The sequence below is a fragment of the Oleiagrimonas soli genome (genome assembly GCF_000761445.1).
Lineage (GTDB): Bacteria > Pseudomonadota > Gammaproteobacteria > Xanthomonadales > Rhodanobacteraceae > Oleiagrimonas > Oleiagrimonas soli.
Genome location: NZ_KN196470.1, coordinates 2,846,413 through 2,866,686 on the forward strand (window position 1 = coordinate 2,846,413; position 20,274 = coordinate 2,866,686).

At 67.5% G+C, this 20,274-nt stretch carries 14 protein-coding genes and 1 riboswitch; of the genes, 4 read left to right on the forward strand and 10 right to left on the reverse strand.

Features of this window, described 5'->3' with window-relative positions; all coding sequences use genetic code 11:
* Positions 1–11: 11 nt before the first annotated feature.
* From LF63_RS12740 to LF63_RS12765, 6 genes are all read right to left on the reverse strand, one after another.
* On the reverse strand, positions 12–2,420 hold the full coding sequence (locus LF63_RS12740; RefSeq protein ID WP_043102352.1) for an ADOP family duplicated permease: 2,409 nt from the start codon (positions 2,418–2,420) through the stop codon (positions 12–14).
* A 4-nt stretch (positions 2,421–2,424) separates the two neighbouring features.
* Positions 2,425–4,854, reverse strand: coding sequence for an ADOP family duplicated permease (locus LF63_RS12745; protein WP_043102354.1), 2,430 nt, complete (start codon positions 4,852–4,854; stop codon positions 2,425–2,427).
* Between the two features lie 4 nt (positions 4,855–4,858).
* A complete protein-coding gene (locus tag LF63_RS12750; RefSeq protein ID WP_043102357.1) occupies positions 4,859–7,321 on the reverse strand; it encodes an ABC transporter permease in 2,463 nt (820 codons plus the stop codon).
* Entirely contained in the window at positions 7,321–8,082 is a 762-nt protein-coding gene (locus LF63_RS12755; RefSeq protein WP_043102359.1) for an ABC transporter ATP-binding protein, read from the reverse strand. Before LF63_RS12755 ends, LF63_RS12750 begins: the two co-directional genes overlap by 1 nt.
* A gap of 135 nt (positions 8,083–8,217) precedes the next feature.
* Complete coding sequence (locus LF63_RS12760; protein ID WP_043102362.1) at positions 8,218–9,471, reverse strand: efflux RND transporter periplasmic adaptor subunit; 1,254 nt, start codon at positions 9,469–9,471, stop codon at positions 8,218–8,220.
* Positions 9,472–9,632: 161 nt separating this feature from the next.
* Entirely contained in the window at positions 9,633–12,050 is a 2,418-nt protein-coding gene (locus tag LF63_RS12765; protein WP_043102364.1) for an ABC transporter permease, read from the reverse strand.
* A gap of 382 nt (positions 12,051–12,432) precedes the next feature.
* Here LF63_RS12765 and LF63_RS12770 point away from each other — a divergent pair, with 382 nt between their 5' ends.
* Both LF63_RS12770 and LF63_RS12775 read left to right on the forward strand, forming a co-directional pair.
* On the forward strand, positions 12,433–13,062 hold the full coding sequence (locus LF63_RS12770; RefSeq protein WP_043102367.1) for a glutathione S-transferase family protein: 630 nt from the start codon (positions 12,433–12,435) through the stop codon (positions 13,060–13,062).
* Positions 13,059–13,328, forward strand: coding sequence for a GIY-YIG nuclease family protein (locus tag LF63_RS12775; RefSeq protein WP_235205326.1), 270 nt, complete (start codon positions 13,059–13,061; stop codon positions 13,326–13,328). Before LF63_RS12770 ends, LF63_RS12775 begins: the two co-directional genes overlap by 4 nt.
* Positions 13,329–13,333: 5 nt before the next feature.
* Here LF63_RS12775 and LF63_RS12780 read toward each other — a convergent pair whose 3' ends face one another.
* On the reverse strand, positions 13,334–13,642 hold the full coding sequence (locus tag LF63_RS12780) for a hypothetical protein (RefSeq protein ID WP_043102370.1): 309 nt from the start codon (positions 13,640–13,642) through the stop codon (positions 13,334–13,336).
* A 154-nt stretch (positions 13,643–13,796) separates the two neighbouring features.
* Positions 13,797–16,520 carry a phosphoenolpyruvate carboxylase gene (gene ppc, locus LF63_RS12785; protein ID WP_043102373.1) on the reverse strand — a complete coding sequence of 908 codons (2,724 nt, stop codon included), beginning with the start codon at positions 16,518–16,520 and terminating at the stop codon, positions 13,797–13,799.
* A 125-nt stretch (positions 16,521–16,645) separates the two neighbouring features.
* Positions 16,646–16,748: riboswitch (S-adenosyl-L-homocysteine riboswitch) on the forward strand.
* A 20-nt stretch (positions 16,749–16,768) separates the two neighbouring features.
* Here ppc and ahcY point away from each other — a divergent pair.
* The gene (ahcY, locus tag LF63_RS12790) at positions 16,769–18,196 is read left to right on the forward strand and encodes an adenosylhomocysteinase (protein ID WP_043102375.1); all 1,428 of its coding nucleotides are present in this window, start codon (positions 16,769–16,771) and stop codon (positions 18,194–18,196) included.
* Positions 18,197–18,251: 55 nt separating this feature from the next.
* Positions 18,252–18,707 carry a VOC family protein gene (locus tag LF63_RS12795; RefSeq protein WP_052395080.1) on the forward strand — a complete coding sequence of 152 codons (456 nt, stop codon included), beginning with the start codon at positions 18,252–18,254 and terminating at the stop codon, positions 18,705–18,707.
* Here the strand turns inward: LF63_RS12795 and arsB are convergent.
* Together arsB and LF63_RS12805 are read right to left on the reverse strand one after the other, a co-directional pair.
* Positions 18,704–19,774, reverse strand: a complete 1,071-nt coding sequence (gene arsB, locus LF63_RS12800; RefSeq protein WP_043102377.1) for an ACR3 family arsenite efflux transporter — start codon at positions 19,772–19,774, stop codon at positions 18,704–18,706. The two genes, LF63_RS12795 and arsB, sit on opposite strands and share 4 nt — an antisense overlap.
* A complete protein-coding gene (locus LF63_RS12805; protein ID WP_043102379.1) occupies positions 19,771–20,274 on the reverse strand; it encodes an arsenate reductase ArsC in 504 nt (167 codons plus the stop codon). The genes arsB and LF63_RS12805 overlap by 4 nt, the downstream gene beginning before the upstream one ends.

Sequence of the window (20,274 nt, forward strand, 5' to 3'; positions counted from 1 at the left end):
CAGTGTAGTGCTCACTCGTAACGCAGCGCGACCGCCGGGTCCACGCGCAAAGCGCGCAGCATCGGCACCAGCGTGGCGAGTGCGGAAATGCCGATCACCGTCGCCAGCACTGGCACGAACACGCCCGGATCGTGAGCGCGCGTGTGCAGACCCGGATCGGCCAGCAGTTTCGACCACGGCCACGACAGCAGCAGCCCGATGCCCAGGCCCAGACCGAGCTGCCAGAACAGCTGCCGCCCCGTATCCAGCAGAATCGCGCCGTGACCCGCGCCGATCGCGCGACGGATGCCGATCTCGCGGGTGCGTTGCGCTACCGAGAAGGCCAGCACGCCGTACAGACCGGCAGCCGCCAGCAACAGCGCAACCAGACCCAGCGCGCTGAACACGCCCGTCAGCACTACCAGCCCCACGCGCGCCGTCGCCATGGCGTCGGCCTGGCTGCGCACCGCATAAACGGCCGCCTGCGGGTCCACGCTGTGCACCGCGTCGATCAATTGCGGCGCGAATGTCGAAGCATCGGCATGCGTGCGCACGGCCAGACCGACGTCGTGCAGGGGGCTGAACGTGGCGCTCTGCTGCAGCGGCACCAGCAGGCCCGGCCGCGGACGTTCCAGCATGCTGTCCATCTGCAGCGACTGGATCACGCCGACCACCGTCAGCGTGCGCGCCCACGGCTTGCCGGGATACAGCACCAGCTTCTGATCCAGCGCATCGCGGTGCGGCCAGTAGGCCGCGGCCATCTTGGCGTCGATCACCACGACCGGCGCACTGTCGGCGCGATCGCGCGCATCGAGAAAGCGCCCTTCGCGCAGGTGCACGCCATAGGTGTCGAGAAAGTGCGCATCGACAATGGCCATCTGCGCGCGCGGCCAGCCGTCCGCAGGCTGCGGCTGACCCGGCAGGGACACATCCTCGTGGCTGCCCAGCACGGCGGCGGGCACGACATCCGACGCCGTGGCCGCGACGACTTCCGGATTCTGCTGCAGCCGTTGGACCACAGCCTCGAAGAAACGGATGCGCTGCGCATCTTCCTTGTAGGCCTGCGGCGGCAGAGCGACATCGGCCGTCAGCACCTGCGCGGCATGGCTCGCGCCCACGGCCGGCTGCGCCATCAGCGCATGCAGCGAGCGCACGAACGTGCCCGCGCCGACCAGCAGCACCACGGTCAGCGCCACCTCAACCACCACCATCACCCGCGACACGCGCGCGAAGCCGCTCCCGGAACCCTTGCTGCCGTCGCGCATGGCGTCCTGCAGATCGTCGGCGCGTGTCGCGCGCCAGGCCGGGATGCCGCTGGACAGCATGGTGCTCAGCAGCGCCACGACGATACCGAACGCGATGACCGAGGCATCGGTGCCGTGCAGGGTCAGGACCGACTCCGGATGGTTGGCCACCCAGGTCGCGTCGATCCAGCGTCCGCCTGCGTGCACGATCAGAAAAGCCAGCGCCAGCGCCGCCGCGCCCAACAGCAGACCTTCCGCCAGCGCGCCGTACAGCAGCCGCATGCGACTGCCGCCAAGCGCGCTGCGCAGCGACAGCTCATGCCGCCGCTGCAGCGTCTGTACCAGCTGCAGGTTGGCCACGTTGATGCATGCCAGCAACAGCACCAGCACGCCGGCGCCGAACATCAGCCACACCCAGCGGCGCATGTCCCGCGGCACGAAACTCAACGATACCGGCGCGACGATGAGCTGCATGGTATGCACGCCCGACGGCAGGGTTCGCTGCAGCCGACCGGCCCAAGCATCCAGTTCCGCCCGCACCTGTCCGAGCTGGACGCCGGGCGCCATCCGCGCCACGGCGGCAACGTACGTATGCTGGCCCGATTGCAGGCGCAACGGCAGCCAGGCCTGCGCGCTCCCCGGGAAGCCGAACGCCGCGGGCATCACGCCAACGACGGTCGCCCACTCGCCATCGACCCGGACGGAACGCCCGACGATCTTCGGGTCGGCCCCGAAGTGCTCTCGCCACAGCGTCTCGCCGAGCAGCAGCGCGTGCGGTGCGCCCAGCGCGTCGTCCGCAGGCACGAACCCGCGCCCGAGGAGTGGCTGAGCGTCCAGCAGACGCATCATGGAGGCCGTCAATCGAGCGCCGCGGTAGTACGTGGCGCCGTGACCGCTGTCCAGGCTGATACCCGCCTCCCGATAGGCGCCCATGCGGTCGACCCCGCGCAGCTTGCCGCGAAGCTGCAGATACTGATCCCCATCGATCCCCTCGATGCCGTTGGGTGTCGGCATCCCCACCGAAATCAACCGTTCGGCATGCGGCAGGGGCAGTGGCTGCAGGATCAGCGAATTGACCATGCTGAACACGAACATCATCAGCCCCAGCCCGACCCCCATCACGGTCACCGACAGCAACGCATATCCCGGCCGTCTCGACAGCCGCCTTCCCGCCTGACGCCATTCGCGAATCCACATCGGATCACTCTCCCCGCAACGCCGTCATCGGCAAGGTGCGTGCCGCACGCAGCGCCGGAATCAGGCAGGCCAGCAAACCGGCAAACGACAACGCCAACGCGACACACAGCATCGCACCAGGATCAAACAGGCCGCTCCGTCCGATCTGCTCCATCACCGCACGCAACATGCTGGTAAAGGAAAGGGCCAGCACCACGCCGAGGGCCAGTCCAATCGCGATCTGCAGCAAACCGCCCCGCAATACCAGCCGGATCAGTCGCGAGGGCGACGCGCCGAGTGCGGTGCGCACACCGAACTCGCGCTCGCGTGCCGCGACCGCCACCGCCATCACCGCGTACAGTCCCGCAGAAGCCAGCAGCAACGACAAGGCCGAGAAAACGCCCACCAGCAGAAGATTCAAGCGCACCGCGTCCAGCGTAGAAGCCACCACGTCCGACATCGTACGCATGTGGGCGATGGGTTGATCCGGCGCCACCTCGGCAATCGCCTGACGCAATGCCTCGCGATAACCGTTCGGATCGCCGTGCACGCGAATCGCGAATCGCATCGGCTCGAAACTCCGGAACACGCGCAACGCATCTTCCGAAACCTGCGCAAGCGGCACGTAGAGCACCGTGGGCTCCGAGCCCAGCGGACCGAACTGTTTGGTGTTGCCGACGACGCCGACGATACGCGCCGACCAGCCGCTCTCGCCGTGGAACTGCTGAATCGTCTTGCCCAGGGCATGCCCGCCATAAAGCTTCTCGGCCATGGCCTGATTGACGATAGCCACGGCCTCGCCGCCCCGGATATCGCTGGGCGAAAACGCGCGTCCCTGCAGCAGGTGGATGCCGAACAACCGGAAGAAGCCGGGGCCGACTGCGTGGTACTGACTGTTGAATTCCTCGCCACCCGGTGCGTGCAAGGCCCCGATATTGAATTGGTCGAACCGGGTTCCGCCGGGCAGGTTGGTCATGCCGACGGCGCTATCGACACCGGGAATACCACGGAACCGCTCCACCAGGCGACGGGACAGTGATGCGACCGAGGCGGCGTCCGGATATTCCGCTTTCACCGGCGCCAGATCCACCGTGAGAATCCCCTGACTGGCATAGCCCAACGGCGTGCGTGCGGCATCGTAGAGCGTATGCAGAAAGACGCCGGCCACACTGAGCAACGCCATGGCCAGGGCCATCTGCACGACCACCAGCGCCCGACCGAGACGACCGCTGCGCACGCCGATGCCGCTGCGCCCGCCTTCGCGCAATTCGTCGCTCGACATGCCGGAATGACTGCGCCACAGCCCCAGCCCCGCGGCCAGCAGCGCGCCTACGATCCCCAGGGCCAGCCCCAGAAACCACACCGACGCACCGAGATGGATGCGGCCACCGGACAACCATGCCGCGGGAATGAAATGCTGCAGCCACGCCATCGCCGAAGCGGCCAGAAGCACCCCCAGCAGCGCTCCGCCGACGCCGATCAACAAGCCTTCGGCCAGCGCGGGCAAGACAAGCCGCAAGCGCGGCGCACCCAGCGCGCTGCGCACGGCGACATCGTGATGGCGCGACAGCGAGCGCAACAACATCAGATTGGTGAGATTGACCAGCGCGATCAGCAATACGAACAGCGCGCTGCAAAGGAACAGGATCAGTTTGGGGCGACTGTCCGCATGCATCGCCTCGCGAAAGTCCTGCGCACCGAAGTGGGCATGCAGCCAGTACTTGTTGTCGGACTGCGCGTACATGGCATGCAGACGTGCATCGACCTGCTGCGCGACACTGGCTACGGTCGTGCCCTGGTCGAGTCGGGCAACCGCCATGTAGTTGGTTCCGTCATTCAGCGACCCCGCGCGCAAAGCCGTCGGCAACATGATGTCGCCATCGTTGCCCACGGCATCGAAACTGGCCGGCAGCACACCGATGATCGCGTGCGGCACCCCTTCCACTTGCATGTCGCGTCCGATCACACCGGGATCGCCACCGTAGCGCCGCAACCAGAAACCGTGGGTCAGAATCACCACCTTCGGCCCATGCGGCGCATCTTCCTGGGCATTGAAGTTGCGCCCCAGCTGCACGTGCAGACCCAGGGTCGGCAACAGATGGCGGTCGGCGTACGTCACCGGCACCTGCTCCGGCGCGCCGCCGCCGGCGATGTTCGCCGTGGGCGTGAAGCCCTCCATCAATCCGATCGAACGTACTCCGGAAAGCGATTGGAGATGCTGGTACTGCTGCGGGGAAATGCTCGACACCTGCCCGCCGTCGAGCGGGCCGAGCACGGCCAGACGCGAGACCTGCGGGACCGGCAAGGGCTTCAGCAGCACCTGATCGATCAACATGAACACCGATGCCGTGGCCCCGATGCCCAGCGCCAGCACCGCGGTCGCCAACAGCAGGAATCCGGGCCTGCGCAGACTCGCGCGCCACGACCTGAGAATCTCGTTCAACACGATGCCCATGGTTTCAATCTCCTCGCAACGCACGCATCGGCTGCACGCGCGACGCCCGCAGCCCAGGCACCAGACAGGCCAGCAAGCCTGCACATGACAGCGACAGCACCACGAACGACAGCACCGTCGGATCGAAAACGCTGCGATTAACCTGCACCAACACCGAACGCAGCACGCCGGCAAAGGCGAACGCGAGACCGAGGCCCGCCAGCAAGCCGATCGATACCTGCAGCAACCCGCCGCTCAGGATGCCGCACAGCAAGGTGGACGGCGAAGCGCCCAACGCCAGACGCACGCCGAATTCGCGCTCGCGCATCGCCACGGACGAGGCGACCACGGCAAACATGCCGGTCGCGGCCAGCAGCAGCGCCAGTACCGAGAAGATGCCCACCAGCAGCAGATTCAGCCGCACGCTGTCCGTAGTGCGATGGACGACGCGCTGCATGCTGCGCACATGGGCAATCGGCTGGTCCGGCGCCGCGCGCGCCACAGCATCGACGATGGCCCGGCGATAGCTCTCCGGATCGCCGTGCACCCGCAGCGCGAATCGCAGCGGGCTGAAGCTCTGGTAGAGACCCATCAGGCCTTCGGGACACTGCGAGAGCAGGATGTACATGATGCCGTCGTCATCGCCCAGCGGGCCGAACGGACTGATCGTCCCGATCACACCGACGATGCGAGCAGCGAACGGCTTGCCGCCATCGCTTGGCACGGGCGAGGTGAACTCGATCGTCTTGCCCAACGCGTGCCCCGCGAACATGCGCTGGGCCAGCATCGTGTTGACGATCGCCACCGGCTCGCCGCCCTTGCGGTCGTCGGTGGTGAACGAACGTCCCCGCAACAGGGGAATGTCGAAGGCGGAAAAGTAGCCCGGACTCACCAGCCGAAGCTGCGGCGAATTCATGGACAGCGGCAAGGCACCCGACGCATGAATGTTACCCAGGTAGAAATTCTGCGAATGGTCGCCCGCCGGCAGTGCGCTGGCCACAGTCACCTGTTCCACGCCGGACAAGGCGCGCAACTGCTCCACGACCTGCGTCGTCAGCGACTGCACCGAAGAAGTATCCGGATACCTGGCCTTCACCGGCAGCAGATCGAACGTGACCACATCGCAGCTATTGAAGCCCAGCGGCGTGTGCGACGCGTAATAGAGCGCATGCAGGAACAGCCCGCTGGCGAACAGAAGCATGGCCGCCAGCGCCACCTGGACAACGACCATCGCGCGTCCGAGCAGCCCATTGCGCTGCGAGAGGCCGCTACGCCCCCCTTCGCGCAACTCGTCCACGGAGAGCGAGAACCGGCTGCGCCATACCCCCAGTAGCACCGCAATTAATGCGCTGCCGAGACCCAGGACGAGCGCAAGCGACACCACCGAGGCATGCAGCTGCACATGGGTACCGGCCAGCCATTCCACCGGAATCATGCCGCGCAACGCCGACAGACCGAACACGCCCGCGGCAACGCCGCACAACGCCCCGCCCAGACCGACCAGGAGTCCTTCCGCCAGCATCGGCAGCCATCGACGCATCGTCGAGGCGCCCAGCGCATGCCGGACCGCCGTATCGTGGCTGCGCGATACTGAGCGCAGCAGCACCAGGTTGGTCAGGTTCACCATCGCCAGCAGCAACAGCACCGCCGCACTGGCCAGGAACATCATCAGGACCGGGCGCGCCTGCGCGCGCAGTGACGTGCGCAGCGCATTCACCTTGAAATGCTGCTGCGACCAGTACCCTGCATCCGGCCCGGTCAGCGCACCTGTGTGCCGCAGCAACATGTGCATGTTCGCCTGGAACTGGCCACCGACCGCCGCCATCGACGTGCCGGGCGCAAGCCGAGCGACCGCGCGATAGTTCGGCCCCTGGTCGTCACTGTTCGCGGGCAGCGCCAGCGGCAGCAGCAAGTCGCTCTGCTCGAAATCGACGCTGGCCGGCAACACCCCGACGATCGTGTACGGCGTGCCCTCGATCGACATGTTACGGCCGATGACGCCCGCATCGCCGCCGTAGCGGCGCAGCCAGAAGCCATGGCTGAGAATCACCGCTTTCGGGCCATGCGGATCGTCCTCGTCCCGGGTGAAGTTGCGACCCAGCGCCAACCGGACGCCCAGGGTCGACAACAGGCCGCGATCGGCGGCGATGGCCGGCACCAGCTCCGGCCGTCCACCGCCGGAGATGTTCTTCATGTGCGACCACTGCTCGATCAGCCCCAGCGATTGCACGCCGTGGATCGATCCAATGTGCTGGTACTGACGCGGCGTGATCGAGTAGGCCACACCGAACTTCTGCATGCCCACCGATGCCAATTGCGCCGGCTGCGGATACGGCAGCGGCCTAAGCAGCACCGCATCGATCAGCGTGAACACCGCCACGCTGGCGCCGATGCCCAGCGCCAGCACACAGGCGGCCAGTACAAGAAAGCCCGGACGCCTCAGACTGGCGCGCCAGGACTGCGCGATCTCGGCGATCCAGACTGGCATCACACCGCTCCGACGCGGTTGCCGATCAGTTCGTCCAGACGCGCTTCGTCCTCGCGGCGCAGACGCTCGAAGGTTTCCTCATCGACCACGCGGCCGTCGAACAGGCGCACCTTGCGCTCGGCCAGTTCGGCGTAGCGCGCGTCATGGGTGACCATGCAGATGGTCGCGCCACCCTTGTGCAGCTCGTCGAGCAGCGCCATCACCGCCTCGCCGTTGCGCGAGTCGAGGTTGCCGGTCGGCTCGTCGGCCAGCAGGATCGCCGGCTTGCCGACCAGCGCGCGCGCCACCGCGACGCGCTGCTGCTGACCGCCGGACAGCTGCGCCGGGTAGTGCCGCAGACGATGCGCCATGCCCACGCGCTCCAGCGCTTCGCGCACGCGCTGGCGGCGCTCGGCGCGGTCGATGCCGCTGCGATAGGTCAGTGGAAGCTCGACGTTTTCCTCGACGCTGAGGTCGCCGATCAGGTTGAAGGCCTGGAAGATGAAACCGATCTCGGCGTTGCGGATGCGCGCGCGCTCGGCGGCGTTGAGGCCGGCCACGTCATGGCCATTGAGCGTGTAGCTGCCGTCCGAGGCCGTATCGAGCAGCCCGAGGATCGACAGCAGCGTGGTCTTGCCGCAGCCGGACGGGCCGGAGATCGACACGTACTCGCCGCGCTCGACCACGAGATGCACGTCGGACAGCGCGTGCGTCTCTACCTCTTCGGCCTGGAACACCTTGCGAACGCCCTCCAGGGCGATGACTTTGCGGTTCTCGTTCATGCGTTCACCATGATTTGTTCAATGATTCGAAGCACCACGGCAGCCCGGAGGCGCCTTCCCTGGCCCGCGAACTCCCTGTTGTGATCGTCCCGGCTTCGTCCGAAGCCCCCTGTTCCCTTGCATCGAATAGCCATCTCAGCGCACCCGGATGCGGTCGTAGCCGTCCCACTGGCTGGCGTCGGACAGAATCACCTGGTCGCCCGCCTTCAGACCACGCAGCACCTGCACCCGGTCGACCGACGTCGCGCCCACGCGCACCGGCACGCGCGTCGCGGTGGCGTCGTCGCTGTCGATCCGGAACAGGCTGATGTCGCTGTCGGCCTTGGCCAGCGCCGGCCGTCCCACCGACAACACGTTCTTCAGCAACGCGATGCGGATGCGGCCGTCGACCGAGAGATCCGGCCGCGCGCCGGGCGGCAGCTTGCCGGTCAGGCGCACGTCCACCTGCACGCTGCCGTCGGTCACCGCTGGGTCGATGCGCTCGACCTGGCCGGCGATCAGTCCGTTGTGGGTATCGACGCTGACCGGCATGCCGACGACCACGTCCTTGGCCTGCACCTCGGGCACCTTCAGCCGCGCGATCAACACGTCCGGTCGCGCCACCTGCGCCAGATTGACGCCGGCCGCGACCTGCGCGCCCTCCTGCACCGGGACCTGCTGCAGCACACCGGCGATGCCGGCCTTCACATCGAGCGCATCGGCCTGACGCTGGCGCAATTGCAGGTTGCTGCGCTGCTGCGCCAGATGCGCCTCGACCGCGTCCATCTGCGCGTGCAGACTGGCCGCGAACGACGCCACGCGCTGCTGTTCGATCTCCATTCGCGCCTTGAGCTGCTTCAGGGCGATCTGGCCCTGCTGGAACTCCACGCGCGGAATCAGGTTGAGCTTCTCGGCCTTCTCGTCTGCATCCGCCTTGACCTTGGCCGAGGCGTAATCGGACTGCGCTTGAGCCAACGCGGAACGCTCGTCCAGCAACTGCGACTGCAGTTGCGCGCGCTTGGAGGCGACGTCCGCTTCGGCCGCGGCCACTTGCGCCTGCGCGTTGCGCAGGGCGTCGGCCACCTCCGGGTTGCTCAGCTTCATCAGCACGGTGTCTGGCTTCACCGTCGCGCCGGGCCACACCAGGATGGTGTCGACCTGGGCCGCGGTCGCCGCCGAGATCCAGCGCTTGTGGCGCGGCACCAGGGTGCCGGTGGCGCGCACCTCGCGCAGCATGTCGCCGCGCTTGACCGTGCCGATCCACAGGCTCGAACGGTCGGCGCTGGGCAGCGCCGGCCCCATCCAGGCCGCGGTCGCGACGACTAGCAGCAGCGCCGCGACGCCGCCGCCGATCAGCAGCAGGCGCTTGCGCTTCTTGCGTTGTTTCAGTTTCGGGTTTGCGATGTCCATGATCTATCTAGGGCAAGCTGCGTGCCAACGGAGAGTGTTCGCGTAAATCATTGTTTAGATGTTCTTTTTCGTTACTTCGACCAGTGACTTCCTGGCAATTCGGTGTCCGGTTCCGTACACCTCGATCCGTATCTGGACGCCTGCGGAAGCGCCGACATGCACTACTCATGACGCAGGGAGACGGCCGGTTGCTGGCGCAGCACGCGTTGCGTGGCGATGGCGACGGCGACCAGCACCAGCGTCGATACCGTGACGACGACCGCCGCACCGATTCCCGCCAGGGAGACCAGCCCGACACCCGCAAAGCTGCCGAGCAGATACAACATGCCGGCCGCGAGCAGCACGCTCATCGCCAGCCCCACGCGCAACTGCCGCCGACCCTGGCGCAGAAACTGCCGCAGGATGGTGCCGTCGGTGGCGCCGAGCGCGCGGCGCAGCCCGATTTCGTGGGTGCGTCGCGTCACTGCGTGACTGCTCAGCGCATAGATGCCGGTCAGCGCGAGCAGGATCGCGAACAGTCCGCAGTACATGAACAGGTTCGTCATGGTGCGGGCCATCAGGGTGAGCTTTCGCTGCACCTCGGCGTAACTGGTGATCTCGCCGGGCGGCATGGCCGGATCCACCTGCGCCAGCGCCTGCCACAGCGCCTGACGCGCGGCATGCAGATCGCCGCGATCGCGCACCAGCACGCGCGCCGTCGGCACGATCGACTGCGCCAGCGGCACGTAGATCGATGCGTATGTGCTGCGGTCGGTATTCAGCAGATCGTCGCCCTGGCGCACGTCGGCCACCACGCCGACCACGGTGCGGGGTTCCACCGCCTTGCCATTGCGGATCAAGCGGATGCTGCGGCCGATGGCCGAACCGTGCGGCCAGAGCGTTCGCGCCAGCGTCTGACTGACCAGCGCGGTCGCCGCGCCGGCGGCGCGGTCGCGGCTGTCGAAGCCACGACCGGACAGCAGTCGGATGCCGATGGGATCGGGCCGGGTCGACAGCAGCACGCCGTACGCCTGAGGATGATCTTCCAGGCGCGCATAGACGGCGCCGTCGACGGCAAGGCGGACCTTGCCCAGCCCGCTCGTGATCGTCGCCGTCGCGACGGCCGGTTGCGCATCCAGCGCCGTCAGCAGACGGTCGTAGAACTGCAGTTGCTGATTCGGACTGGGGTACTTCTCGGCGCTCAGGTTCAGCGGCATGCGCACCAGATTCGAGATGTCCATGCCGGTATCGATGTGCGCCGCGCGCCAGGCGAGCAGGGTCAACGCGCTGCCGACCACCATGATGACCGAGATCAGCGCGATCTCGATGGTCACCAGGGCATGCGACAGACGTCCGCCGCGTCGCCCGGTCCCGCTGCGCGCATCCTCGCGCAGCAGGCTGGCCGGCTGCACGCGCAGCGCGCGCAACGCCGGCAGCACGGCCACCAGCACCACCGTCACCGTCACGAACACCGCGGCGGCGATGATCGTCGGGCGATCGAGACCCCACTGCCACCACCAGGGCAGCGTGCCGAAGGTCGTGGCCATGACGCTGTTGGTCGCCTTCAGCGCCCAGCCGGCCAACGCCAGCGCCAGCACGCCGCCACCGATGCAGATCAACGCGCTCTCCAGCGCCATCTGCGCCACCAGCCATCCCGGCGGTGCGCCGAGCGCCATGCGCATGGCCACCTCGCGCCAGCGTTCGTTCATGCGCGCCAGCAGCAAGTTGCCGACGTTCACGCTGGCCAGCAGCAGAATGAACAGCGCGACGAGATTGAGCACCATGAACACGCCGGTGCCCTGGAAATCGGTCTGCACCATCTGGAAGGTGCCGACGGAGACGCTGGTCAGCGCGGCATCGTCGTCGGTGCGGCGCGGATACTGCTGTTGCACGCTCTTGAGCAGCGTCTGCAGTTGCGCGTCGGCGGCCTGCATCGACACGCCGTCGCGCAATCGCGCCCACGCGCTGTAGCTCTGGTCGGACCAGCGGTCCGGATGAAGATCGCGCGTCGACAAGGGCAGCCACAGCGCGGCCGCGATCGGGAACGCGTAGCCGCGCGGCATGACGCCCACCACCCGCGTGGGCTTGTTGTCGATATGGATCACGCGCCCGACGATGTCCGGATCGCCGGCGAACACCGCCTGCCACACGTCGTAACCGAGCACGACCACCGGCTCGGCGCCCACGTCGGCGTCGGCGCGCACGAAACCGCGGCCCAACAACGGCTTGGCGCGACTGAATCCGAACACGTTCCACTGCGCGAAGGTCGCGTTCACATTGCGGCTCGCGCCTCGCTCGCCGACGCGCACCGAATCGACGGTGTAGGCGCCCATGTCCTGCAAACGGTCGGCGCCCTGGCGCAGCTTCGCCAGCGCAAAGGCGTTGATCGGACGCGTGCGCCCGTCGCGCGTGCCGATGACGCGGACCACCGAATCGCCGTCGGGCATCGGCAGGGGCTTGTAGACCATCGTGTTCAACACCGACCACGTGTAGATGCTGATGGCCAGGCCTCCCGCCAGCAGCAGCACCGTGGTCAGCGTGAACCACGGGCTCTTGCGCAGCAGGCGCGCGGTGTAGATCAAGTCGGACACGATGCGCATGTCAGCTCTCCTCCGCGCCGGTCGCTATCGGGCATGTGTCCGGCCATTGCGCTCGCTTGCCGAAAGCTTCGGCCTCGGGCGGCCGCGCCGTCGCGCCTGCGTGGCGCATGTGCTTCCGGTGTCGTTTGCATGTCGAGTGAGCGATGTCCATGCGGGACGAATTGCAAACGCCGTGCCAGCTCGGCGAAGCGCGACAAATGCATGCAATAACAAACGATTACTCTACGCCCGCGCACGCAGGCTGGGACATCGTCATGTCCGAATCCGTACAACAACATCCGCCAGCGGACGCCGCCCGTACGGATCGCGGAACATCGATCCGAAACTGGCGTCCGCGACCGAGCCACGTAAGATGCACGCAACGATTGCCCCGGAGTGACGCATGTACACCCTCTACTTCGCCCCCGGCACCGCCGCCATGCTGACCCATCTGGTCCTGCTCGAATGCGGCGTTCCGTACGAACTGAAGGCCGTGGACCTGGCCGCAGGCGAGCAGCGCAGCGACGCCTATCTCGCACTCAATCCCGGCGGCACCGTGCCGACGCTGATCGTCGACGGCGCGCCGCACGGCGAAACCGCGGCGCTGGCCCTGCTGCTGACCGAACGCCACCCCGAAGCCGGACTCGCCCCGGCCGTCGGCGCGCCCGACCGCGCCGTCTTCCTGCAGTGGATGTTCTACCTGGCCAACACCCTGCAACCGGGTTTCCGCCAGTGGTTCTACGCCGACGAATTCGTGCCCGACAGCGCCGAAGCCATCGCCGAGGCGGGCCGCCAGCGCATCGAGGCCTGCTGGGAGCGCATCGCCGCACATCTGGACAACCATGGTCCGCACATGCTCGGCGAGACCTTCAGCGTGGTCGATCTGTACGTGGTCATGCTGATGCGCTGGTCGCGCAACATGCCGCGACCGGCCACCGACTGGCCGTCGCTGGCCGCGCTGGCGACGAAGGTGAAGGCGCGTCCGTCGTGGAAAACGCTGTACGAGCGCGAACAGCTCAGCGAATGGGCGTGAACACGTCCGCGCCCGGGCCGCATGCCTGGGCGGTGTACCTGCTCGAATGCAGCGACGGACGCGTCTACACCGGCATCGCGCGCGACCCGGAAAAGCGCTATGCGCAGCACGCCGCCGGCAAGGGCGCGCGCTTCACCCGCAGCAATCCGCCGCAGCGTCTGCTGGGCTGGGTCTGGGTCGAATCGAAGAGCGCGGCGCTGAAGCTGGAAATCGCCTGGAAGCGCCTGCCGCGCGCCGAACGCGTGGCGGCGCTACGGGCGCAGTGAAGTGATCAAGTCGCCGTCGCCAGACGCGCGTGCAGCACCGAGGCGAGCAGCACGCCGATACCCGCGAACAATGCGATGCCGAGGATCACGCCCAGCGCGTTGAGCGCGAAGCGGACCGGCGGCAGGTGCGTCCAGCCGCCGGCCTGGCGTGCCTGCGGTTGCAGCACCCAGGCCAGCGCCGCGATCCAGGCCACCAGGGCCACGATGCGCACGGTCATGGTCGAGGGGTTCATGCGCGGGAACGCCAGAAGGGCGAACAGCGTCAGCAGAAGCGACAGCGCGCAGACGATCCAGTAGCGATAGCGTGCTCTCATGGCGTTCCCCTTCGGCCAGATGGATGCGCGGCGGGCACGCGCTCAACGGCGCGCCCGCACCACGGCAGGATACGGGAAACCGGGTCGCGGTTCAGACGTCGACGAGTTTCCATCACCGCGGCGAACAGTTGTCCCTCCACAGCTCCGAACGCAATCAGCCGGTGTTCTGCAGCCCCTGCGAAACGCCGTTGACGCAAGCCACCAGCGCGCGCAGCAGCGCGCCATCCTCGCTGCCCTCGGCGCGCCAGCGCTTGAGCAGGTCGACCTGCAGCAGGCTCATCGGATCGACGTACGGATTGCGCAGGCGGATCGACAGCGACAGACGCTTGTCGTCGGTCAGCAGGGCTTCGTTGTGCTTGAGGCGGAGTACGACGTCGCGGGTGCGCTCGAACTCGCCACGAATGCGCGGGAAGAAGTGTTCGTGCAGTTCGCCGGACAGTTCCGAGAACGCTTCGGCGATGTCCAGATCGGCCTTGGCCAGCACCATCTCGACGTCGTCCAGCAGGGTCGACAGGAAGGGCCAGTCGCGCGCCATCTCGGCCATCGCCTCGAAGCCGTAGGCCTCGATGCCGCGTTCCAGCGCCGAGCCGAGACCGAACCAGCCGGGCATGATCGCGCGGCACTGCGTCCACGAGAACACCCACGGAATCGCGCGCAGATCCTCCACGCCGCGCATCGAGCGACGACGCGACGGGCGCGAGCCCAGGGTCATGCGCTCGATGACGTCGATCGGCGTGGCGGTGCGGAAATACGGCACGAACTGCTCGTCGCCGACCAACTCGCGGTAGGCTTCGCGGCCCCAGGCCGCCAGCGTGACCATGCGCTCGCGCCACAGGTCCTCGCGCTCGTCCGGATCGCGCGGGCGCAGGCTGGCGTGCAGCGCGGCGCCGACGGTCTGTTCCAGATTGCGCAGCGCCAGCGCGCGGATGCCGTACTTGCGATGGATCACCTCGCCCTGCTCGGTCATGCGCAGGCGACCGCCGACGCTGCCGCGCGGCGAGGCCATAAGCGCCGGGGTGACGCGCGAACCGCCGCGGCTGGCCGAACCGCCGCGACCGTGGAAGAAGGTCAGTTCGATGCCGGCCTGCTCGGCCACTTCCAGCAGCTCGACCTGGGCGCGCTGCAGGCCCCAGCGCGCGGCCAGGATGCCGCCGTCCTTGCCGCTGTCGGAGTAGCCCAGCATGATCAGCTGACGGTCGCCGCGCGCGGCCAGGTGCGCGCGGTAGACCGGATCGGCCAGCAGCGCGCGCAGGGTATCGGGACCGTTGGTGAGATCGTCGACCGTCTCGAACAGCGGCGCCACGTCCAGCGGCACGCGGCCTTCGTCGTCGACCAGTCCGCCATGACGTGCCAGCGCCAGCACGGCGAGCACGTCGGCCGCGGACTCGGCCATGCTGATGATGTACGGACCGGTGGCGGTGACGCCGTAACGCTGGCGCGCATCGGCCAGCGTCGCGAACACCGCGCGCAGGCGCTCGGCGGTCTCGTCGTCGTTGTCGCCGAAGCTCTCGTCGCCCGCTGCCAGCGCGCGCAGGCGTTCGGCGCGCTCGGCCTTGGGACGCTCGCTCCAGCCGGCATCGCCGAGCAGCGCCGCCAACGCATCGTCGTGCACACGCGAATCCTGGCGCACGTCCAGGCGCGCCAGATGGAAACCGAAGGTGCGCACGCGACGCAGCAGGCGCTGCACCGCGAACAAGCCGGCGTGCTCGCCCTTGTGCGCGGCCAGGCTTTCGGCGATTAGGGCGACGTCGGCCTCGAAGGCCTCGGCGTTTGGATAGCCGTTGTCGGCGTCTTCCAGCGTCGCTTCCAGGCGCGCGCGCATCAGCGTCAGCAGGCAGCGGTAAGGCATGTCGCGATGACGCGGACGGATCGCCATCGCGTCCTCGAGAAATTCGTCGGTGTACTGCGCCAGGCGCTCGCGCAGCCCGGCGCTGACCTCGACGCGGTCCTCGGTCTGGCTCAACGCGCGCTGCAGATGCGCGCACTCGCCGATGTAGCGCTCCAGCACCATCGCGCGCTGTGCGCGCAGGGTCTCGGAAATAGTATCGGCGCCGACGTTGGGATTGCCGTCCATGTCGCCACCGACCCACGAGGCGAAGCGCAGCAGACGCGGCAGTTCCGGCTCGATGCCGTAGACGTTCTTCAGCTCGCGCTCGAGCGCCTCGTAGAACACCGGCAGCACGCGATACAGCGAACCGGTCAGGTAGTAGCCGACGTGATCGAACTCGTCCTGCACGCTGGGACGCACCGGCGAAGCCTCGGCGGTCTGCCAGCCGGCCGTCAGCGCCATCTGCATGCGCGCGGCGTCGGCTTCGCGCTCCGGCGGCGGGCGATGGGCGTCGAACTCGGCGATCAGCGCCTTGACGATGGCCTCTTCCTTCTCCAGCAGCGAGGCGCGCACGGCCTCAGTCGGATGCGCCGTGAACACCGGCTCGACGTCAAGCTTGCCGATCCAGGCCAGCAGCTCCTCGGCATCGACGCCGCGCTGCTTGAGTTGACCGAGCACGTCGGCCAGCGATTCGGGCTGCGCCGCGGCACCGGCCAATTGGTAGTCGCGACGACGGCGGATGCGATGCACGCGCTCGGCGACATTGACCATCTGGAAATAGGTGGCGAACGCGCGCGCCAATGCTTCGGCATCGTCGGCGCTCAGGCCGGCCAGGCGTCCGGCCATGCCGCTGATGCCGGCGCCGGATTCGCGGCGGCGGATGGCGGCCAGTCGCACGCTCTCGACGCGCTCGAAGAATGCCTCGCCGCCTTGCTCGGCGAGCATGCGGCCGACCATCGCGCCCAAGGTGCGCACATTTTCGCGCAGCGGGCCGTCGTTCGGCAGGAATTCCAGGTGGCGGGCGTCGTCGTGATCGTGCGTGGCAGTCATGCATCCTCCTGTAGTCATCCCTCACATCATACGGGTCCGTACGTGCATGAACGCTGAGTAAGGCATCCGCGCATAGAACAAATACGTATGCATCCGCATGAAGCGATATAATGGCGCTTCCCATCTTGGCCGAGGGGCGTTGCGTCCCTGTGAAACGGTGTCGTTGTGTACGACCGCCGTGCTCGCAGGGTCAGGCTCGGCATCCTTTTGCAACCGCGCCCATCTCAATCCGCCATGGAGTTATCGACATGAACGCCGTCGCCAAAGACGCCACCCAGGACTACAAGGTCCGCGACATCAGCCTGGCCGACGCCGGCCGCCGCCGCATCCGCATGGCCGAGCAGGAAATGCCCGGCCTGATGTCCATCCGCGCCAAGTACGCGCCGCAGCAGCCGCTGAAGGGCGTGCGCCTGTCCGGCTCGCTGCACATGACCAAGGAAACCGCGGTCCTGATCGAGACCCTGAGCGCCCTCGGCGCCTCGGTGCGCTGGGCCTCGTGCAACATCTTCTCGACGCAGGACGACTGCGCTGCCGCCATCGCCGCCAGCGGCATTCCCGTGTTCGCCTGGAAGGGCGAGACGCTGGAAGAGTACTGGCAGTGCACCCTGGACATGCTGACCCATCCAGGCATGCAGGGTCCGGAACTGATCGTCGACGACGGCGGCGACGCCACGCTGCTGATCCACAAGGGCGTGGAGATGGAAGACGGTTCGGACTGGGTCGACCAGCCCGGCGCCAGCACCGAGGAGCAGGTCATCAAGAATCTGCTGAAGAAGACCCGCACCGAGCGCCCCGGCTTCTGGAAGAAGGCCGCCGCCGACTGGAAGGGCGTGTCCGAGGAAACCACCACCGGCGTGCATCGCCTGTACCAGCTGGCCGAACAGGGCAAGCTGCTGATCCCGGCGATCAACGTCAACGACTCGGTCACCAAATCCAAGTTCGACAACCTGTACGGCTGCCGCGAGTCGCTGGCCGATGGCATCAAGCGCGCCACCGACCTGATGGTCGCCGGCAAGGTCGCGGTGGTCTGCGGCTACGGCGATGTCGGCAAAGGCTGCGCGCACTCGCTGAAGGGCTTCGGCGCGCGCGTGATCGTCACCGAGATCGATCCGATCTGCGCCCTGCAGGCGGCGATGGAAGGTTTCGAGGTCGCCACCATCGAGGACACCCTCGGCAAGGGCGACATCTACGTCACCACCACCGGCAACCGCGACATCATCACCCTCGAACACATGAAGGCGATGAAGGACAACGCGCTGGTCTGCAACATCGGCCACTTCGACAACGAGATCCAAGTCGAGAAGCTGCAGGCCGACAAGTCCATCAAGCACGAGAACATCAAGCCGCAGGTGGACCGCTACACCTTCCCGTCCGGCAACAGCATCTACCTGCTGGCCGAGGGCCGTCTGGTGAACCTGGGCTGCGCGCACGGCCACCCGGCCTTCGTGATGTCCAACAGCTTCTCCAACCAGACGCTGGCGCAGATCGACCTGTGGGCCAACAAGGACAGCTACGAGAAGACCGTCTACCGCCTGCCGAAGAAGCTGGACGAGGAAGTCGCGCGTCTGCATCTGGAGCAGATCGGCGTGAAGCTGACCAAGCTCACGCAGGAACAGGCCGACTACATCGGCGTGTCCGTCGACGGCCCGTTCAAGCCCGAGCACTACCGCTACTGAGTCTGCCGGCCGGCGGGGCGATCCCCGCCGGCCGCGCAACCGCGGATCGCACGCCATGCCCGACACGGCCTTCAGCATCGACCATCTCGATCACCTGGTGATCGCGGTGACCGACGTCGAGACCAGCATGGCGTTCTACCAGCGCGTTCTCGGCATGCGCCGGATCGAATTCGGCGCGGGCCGCCTGGCCCTGGGCTTCGGCGACCAGAAGATCAACGTCAAGCCGTGGACACCGGCACTCGCCGACCTTCCCTGCGAAGCCGCCCGGCCCACGCCCGGCTCCGCGGACCTCTGTCTGATTACCACCACGCCCATCGCCACCGTCATGCAGCATCTGGCGCGCTGCGGCGTGCCCCTGGACGGCCCGGCTCCCGTGCAGCGCACCGGCGCTCGCGCGCGCCTGCTGTCGGTCTATTTCCGCGACCCCGACGGCAACCTGATCGAAGTGTCCAACGAACTCGGGAACGCCATGCGGTCCGATGACGACACGCAAGCCGCCGTTCCGGTCTAGGGCTCGTTCGGCTGGAACCAGTGCTCCGTGCGATTGACCACGCGCACCACCGACAGCATCACCGGCACCTCCACCAGCACACCGACCACCGTCGCCAGCGCCGCGCCCGAGCGCAGGCCGAACAGGCTGATGGCCGTGGCCACGGCCAGCTCGAAGAAGTTGCTGGCGCCGATCAGCGCCGACGGCCCCGCCACGCAATGCGGCACACCAAGACGGCGGCTCAACAGGTAAGCCAGCCCGGCGTTGAAATAGACCTGGATGATGATCGGCACCGCCAGCAGCACGATCACCAGCGGCTGGCGCAGGATCGCCTCGCCCTGGAAGCCGAACAGCAGCACCAGCGTGGCCAGCAGCGCCGCCGTCGACCACGGATCGATCCGCTGCAGCGTACGCGCCAGCGCCGCCTCACCGCCACGCGCGAGCAACACGCGCCGCCAGATCTGCGCGATCGCCACCGGCGCCACGATGTACAACCCGACCGACAGCAGCAGCGTCGCCCACGGCACGTGGATCGCCGCCACGCCCAGCAGCACCGCCACGATGGGCGCGAACGCGACCACCATGATGGCGTCGTTGAGCGCCACCTGCGCCAACGTGAAGTGCGGCTCGCCGCCGCACAGTCGCGACCACACGAACACCATCGCCGTGCACGGCGCCGCCGCCAGCAACACCAGACCGGCGATGTAGGCATCGTGCTCGCCGGCCGGCAGCCACGCCGCGAACACGTGGCGCACGAACAGCCAGCCCAGCAGCGCCATCGAGAATGGCTTCACCGCCCAGTTCACGAACAGCGTCACGCCGATGCCGCGGACCTGGCGGCGCACGCCAGCCAACTCCGCAAAGTCGATGCGCAGCAGCATCGGCACGATCATCAGCCACACCAGTCCGGCCACCGGCAGGTTGATCTGATGCGCTTCCATCGCCGCCAGACGCGCAAAGGCATGCGGCAGCACATGGCCCAGCGCGATGCCTGCGACGATGCACAGCAGCACCCATACGCTCAGGTAGCGGGCGAAGAAACCGATGGCCGGCTGCGCTTCGCGCACCGTTTCCGCTGTCGCGCTCATGCGTCGTCACCGCTTCGACCGATGTCGCGCAATGCACCCTGTAGCGCCAGCCGATCCAGCTTGTCCACGGGCAAGGCCAACAGCAAGTCCACGCGACGTCGCAACAACATCCATGCCTGCACGTACGCGCGACGGCGCGTCTCCTCGTCGCCTTCGACCGCCGCCGGGTCGGGCACGCCCCAGTGCGCACTCACCGGATGACCGGGCCAGATCGGACAGACTTCGCCGGCCGCGTTGTCGCAGACGGTGATGACGATATCCATCGCCGGCGCTTCCGGCGTCCCGAACTCATCCCAACGCTTGCTGCGCAGCTCGCCTTCGTAACCGAACTCGCGCGCTAGCGCCTCGGCCATGGGCTGCACGCGGCCGGACGGATGACTGCCCGCGCTGTGCGCGACGAACCGCCCCGCGCCAAGCACGTTGAGCATCGCCTCGGCCATGACGCTGCGCGCGGAATTGCCCGTGCACAGAAACAATACGTGTCGGATCGGCGTGCTCAT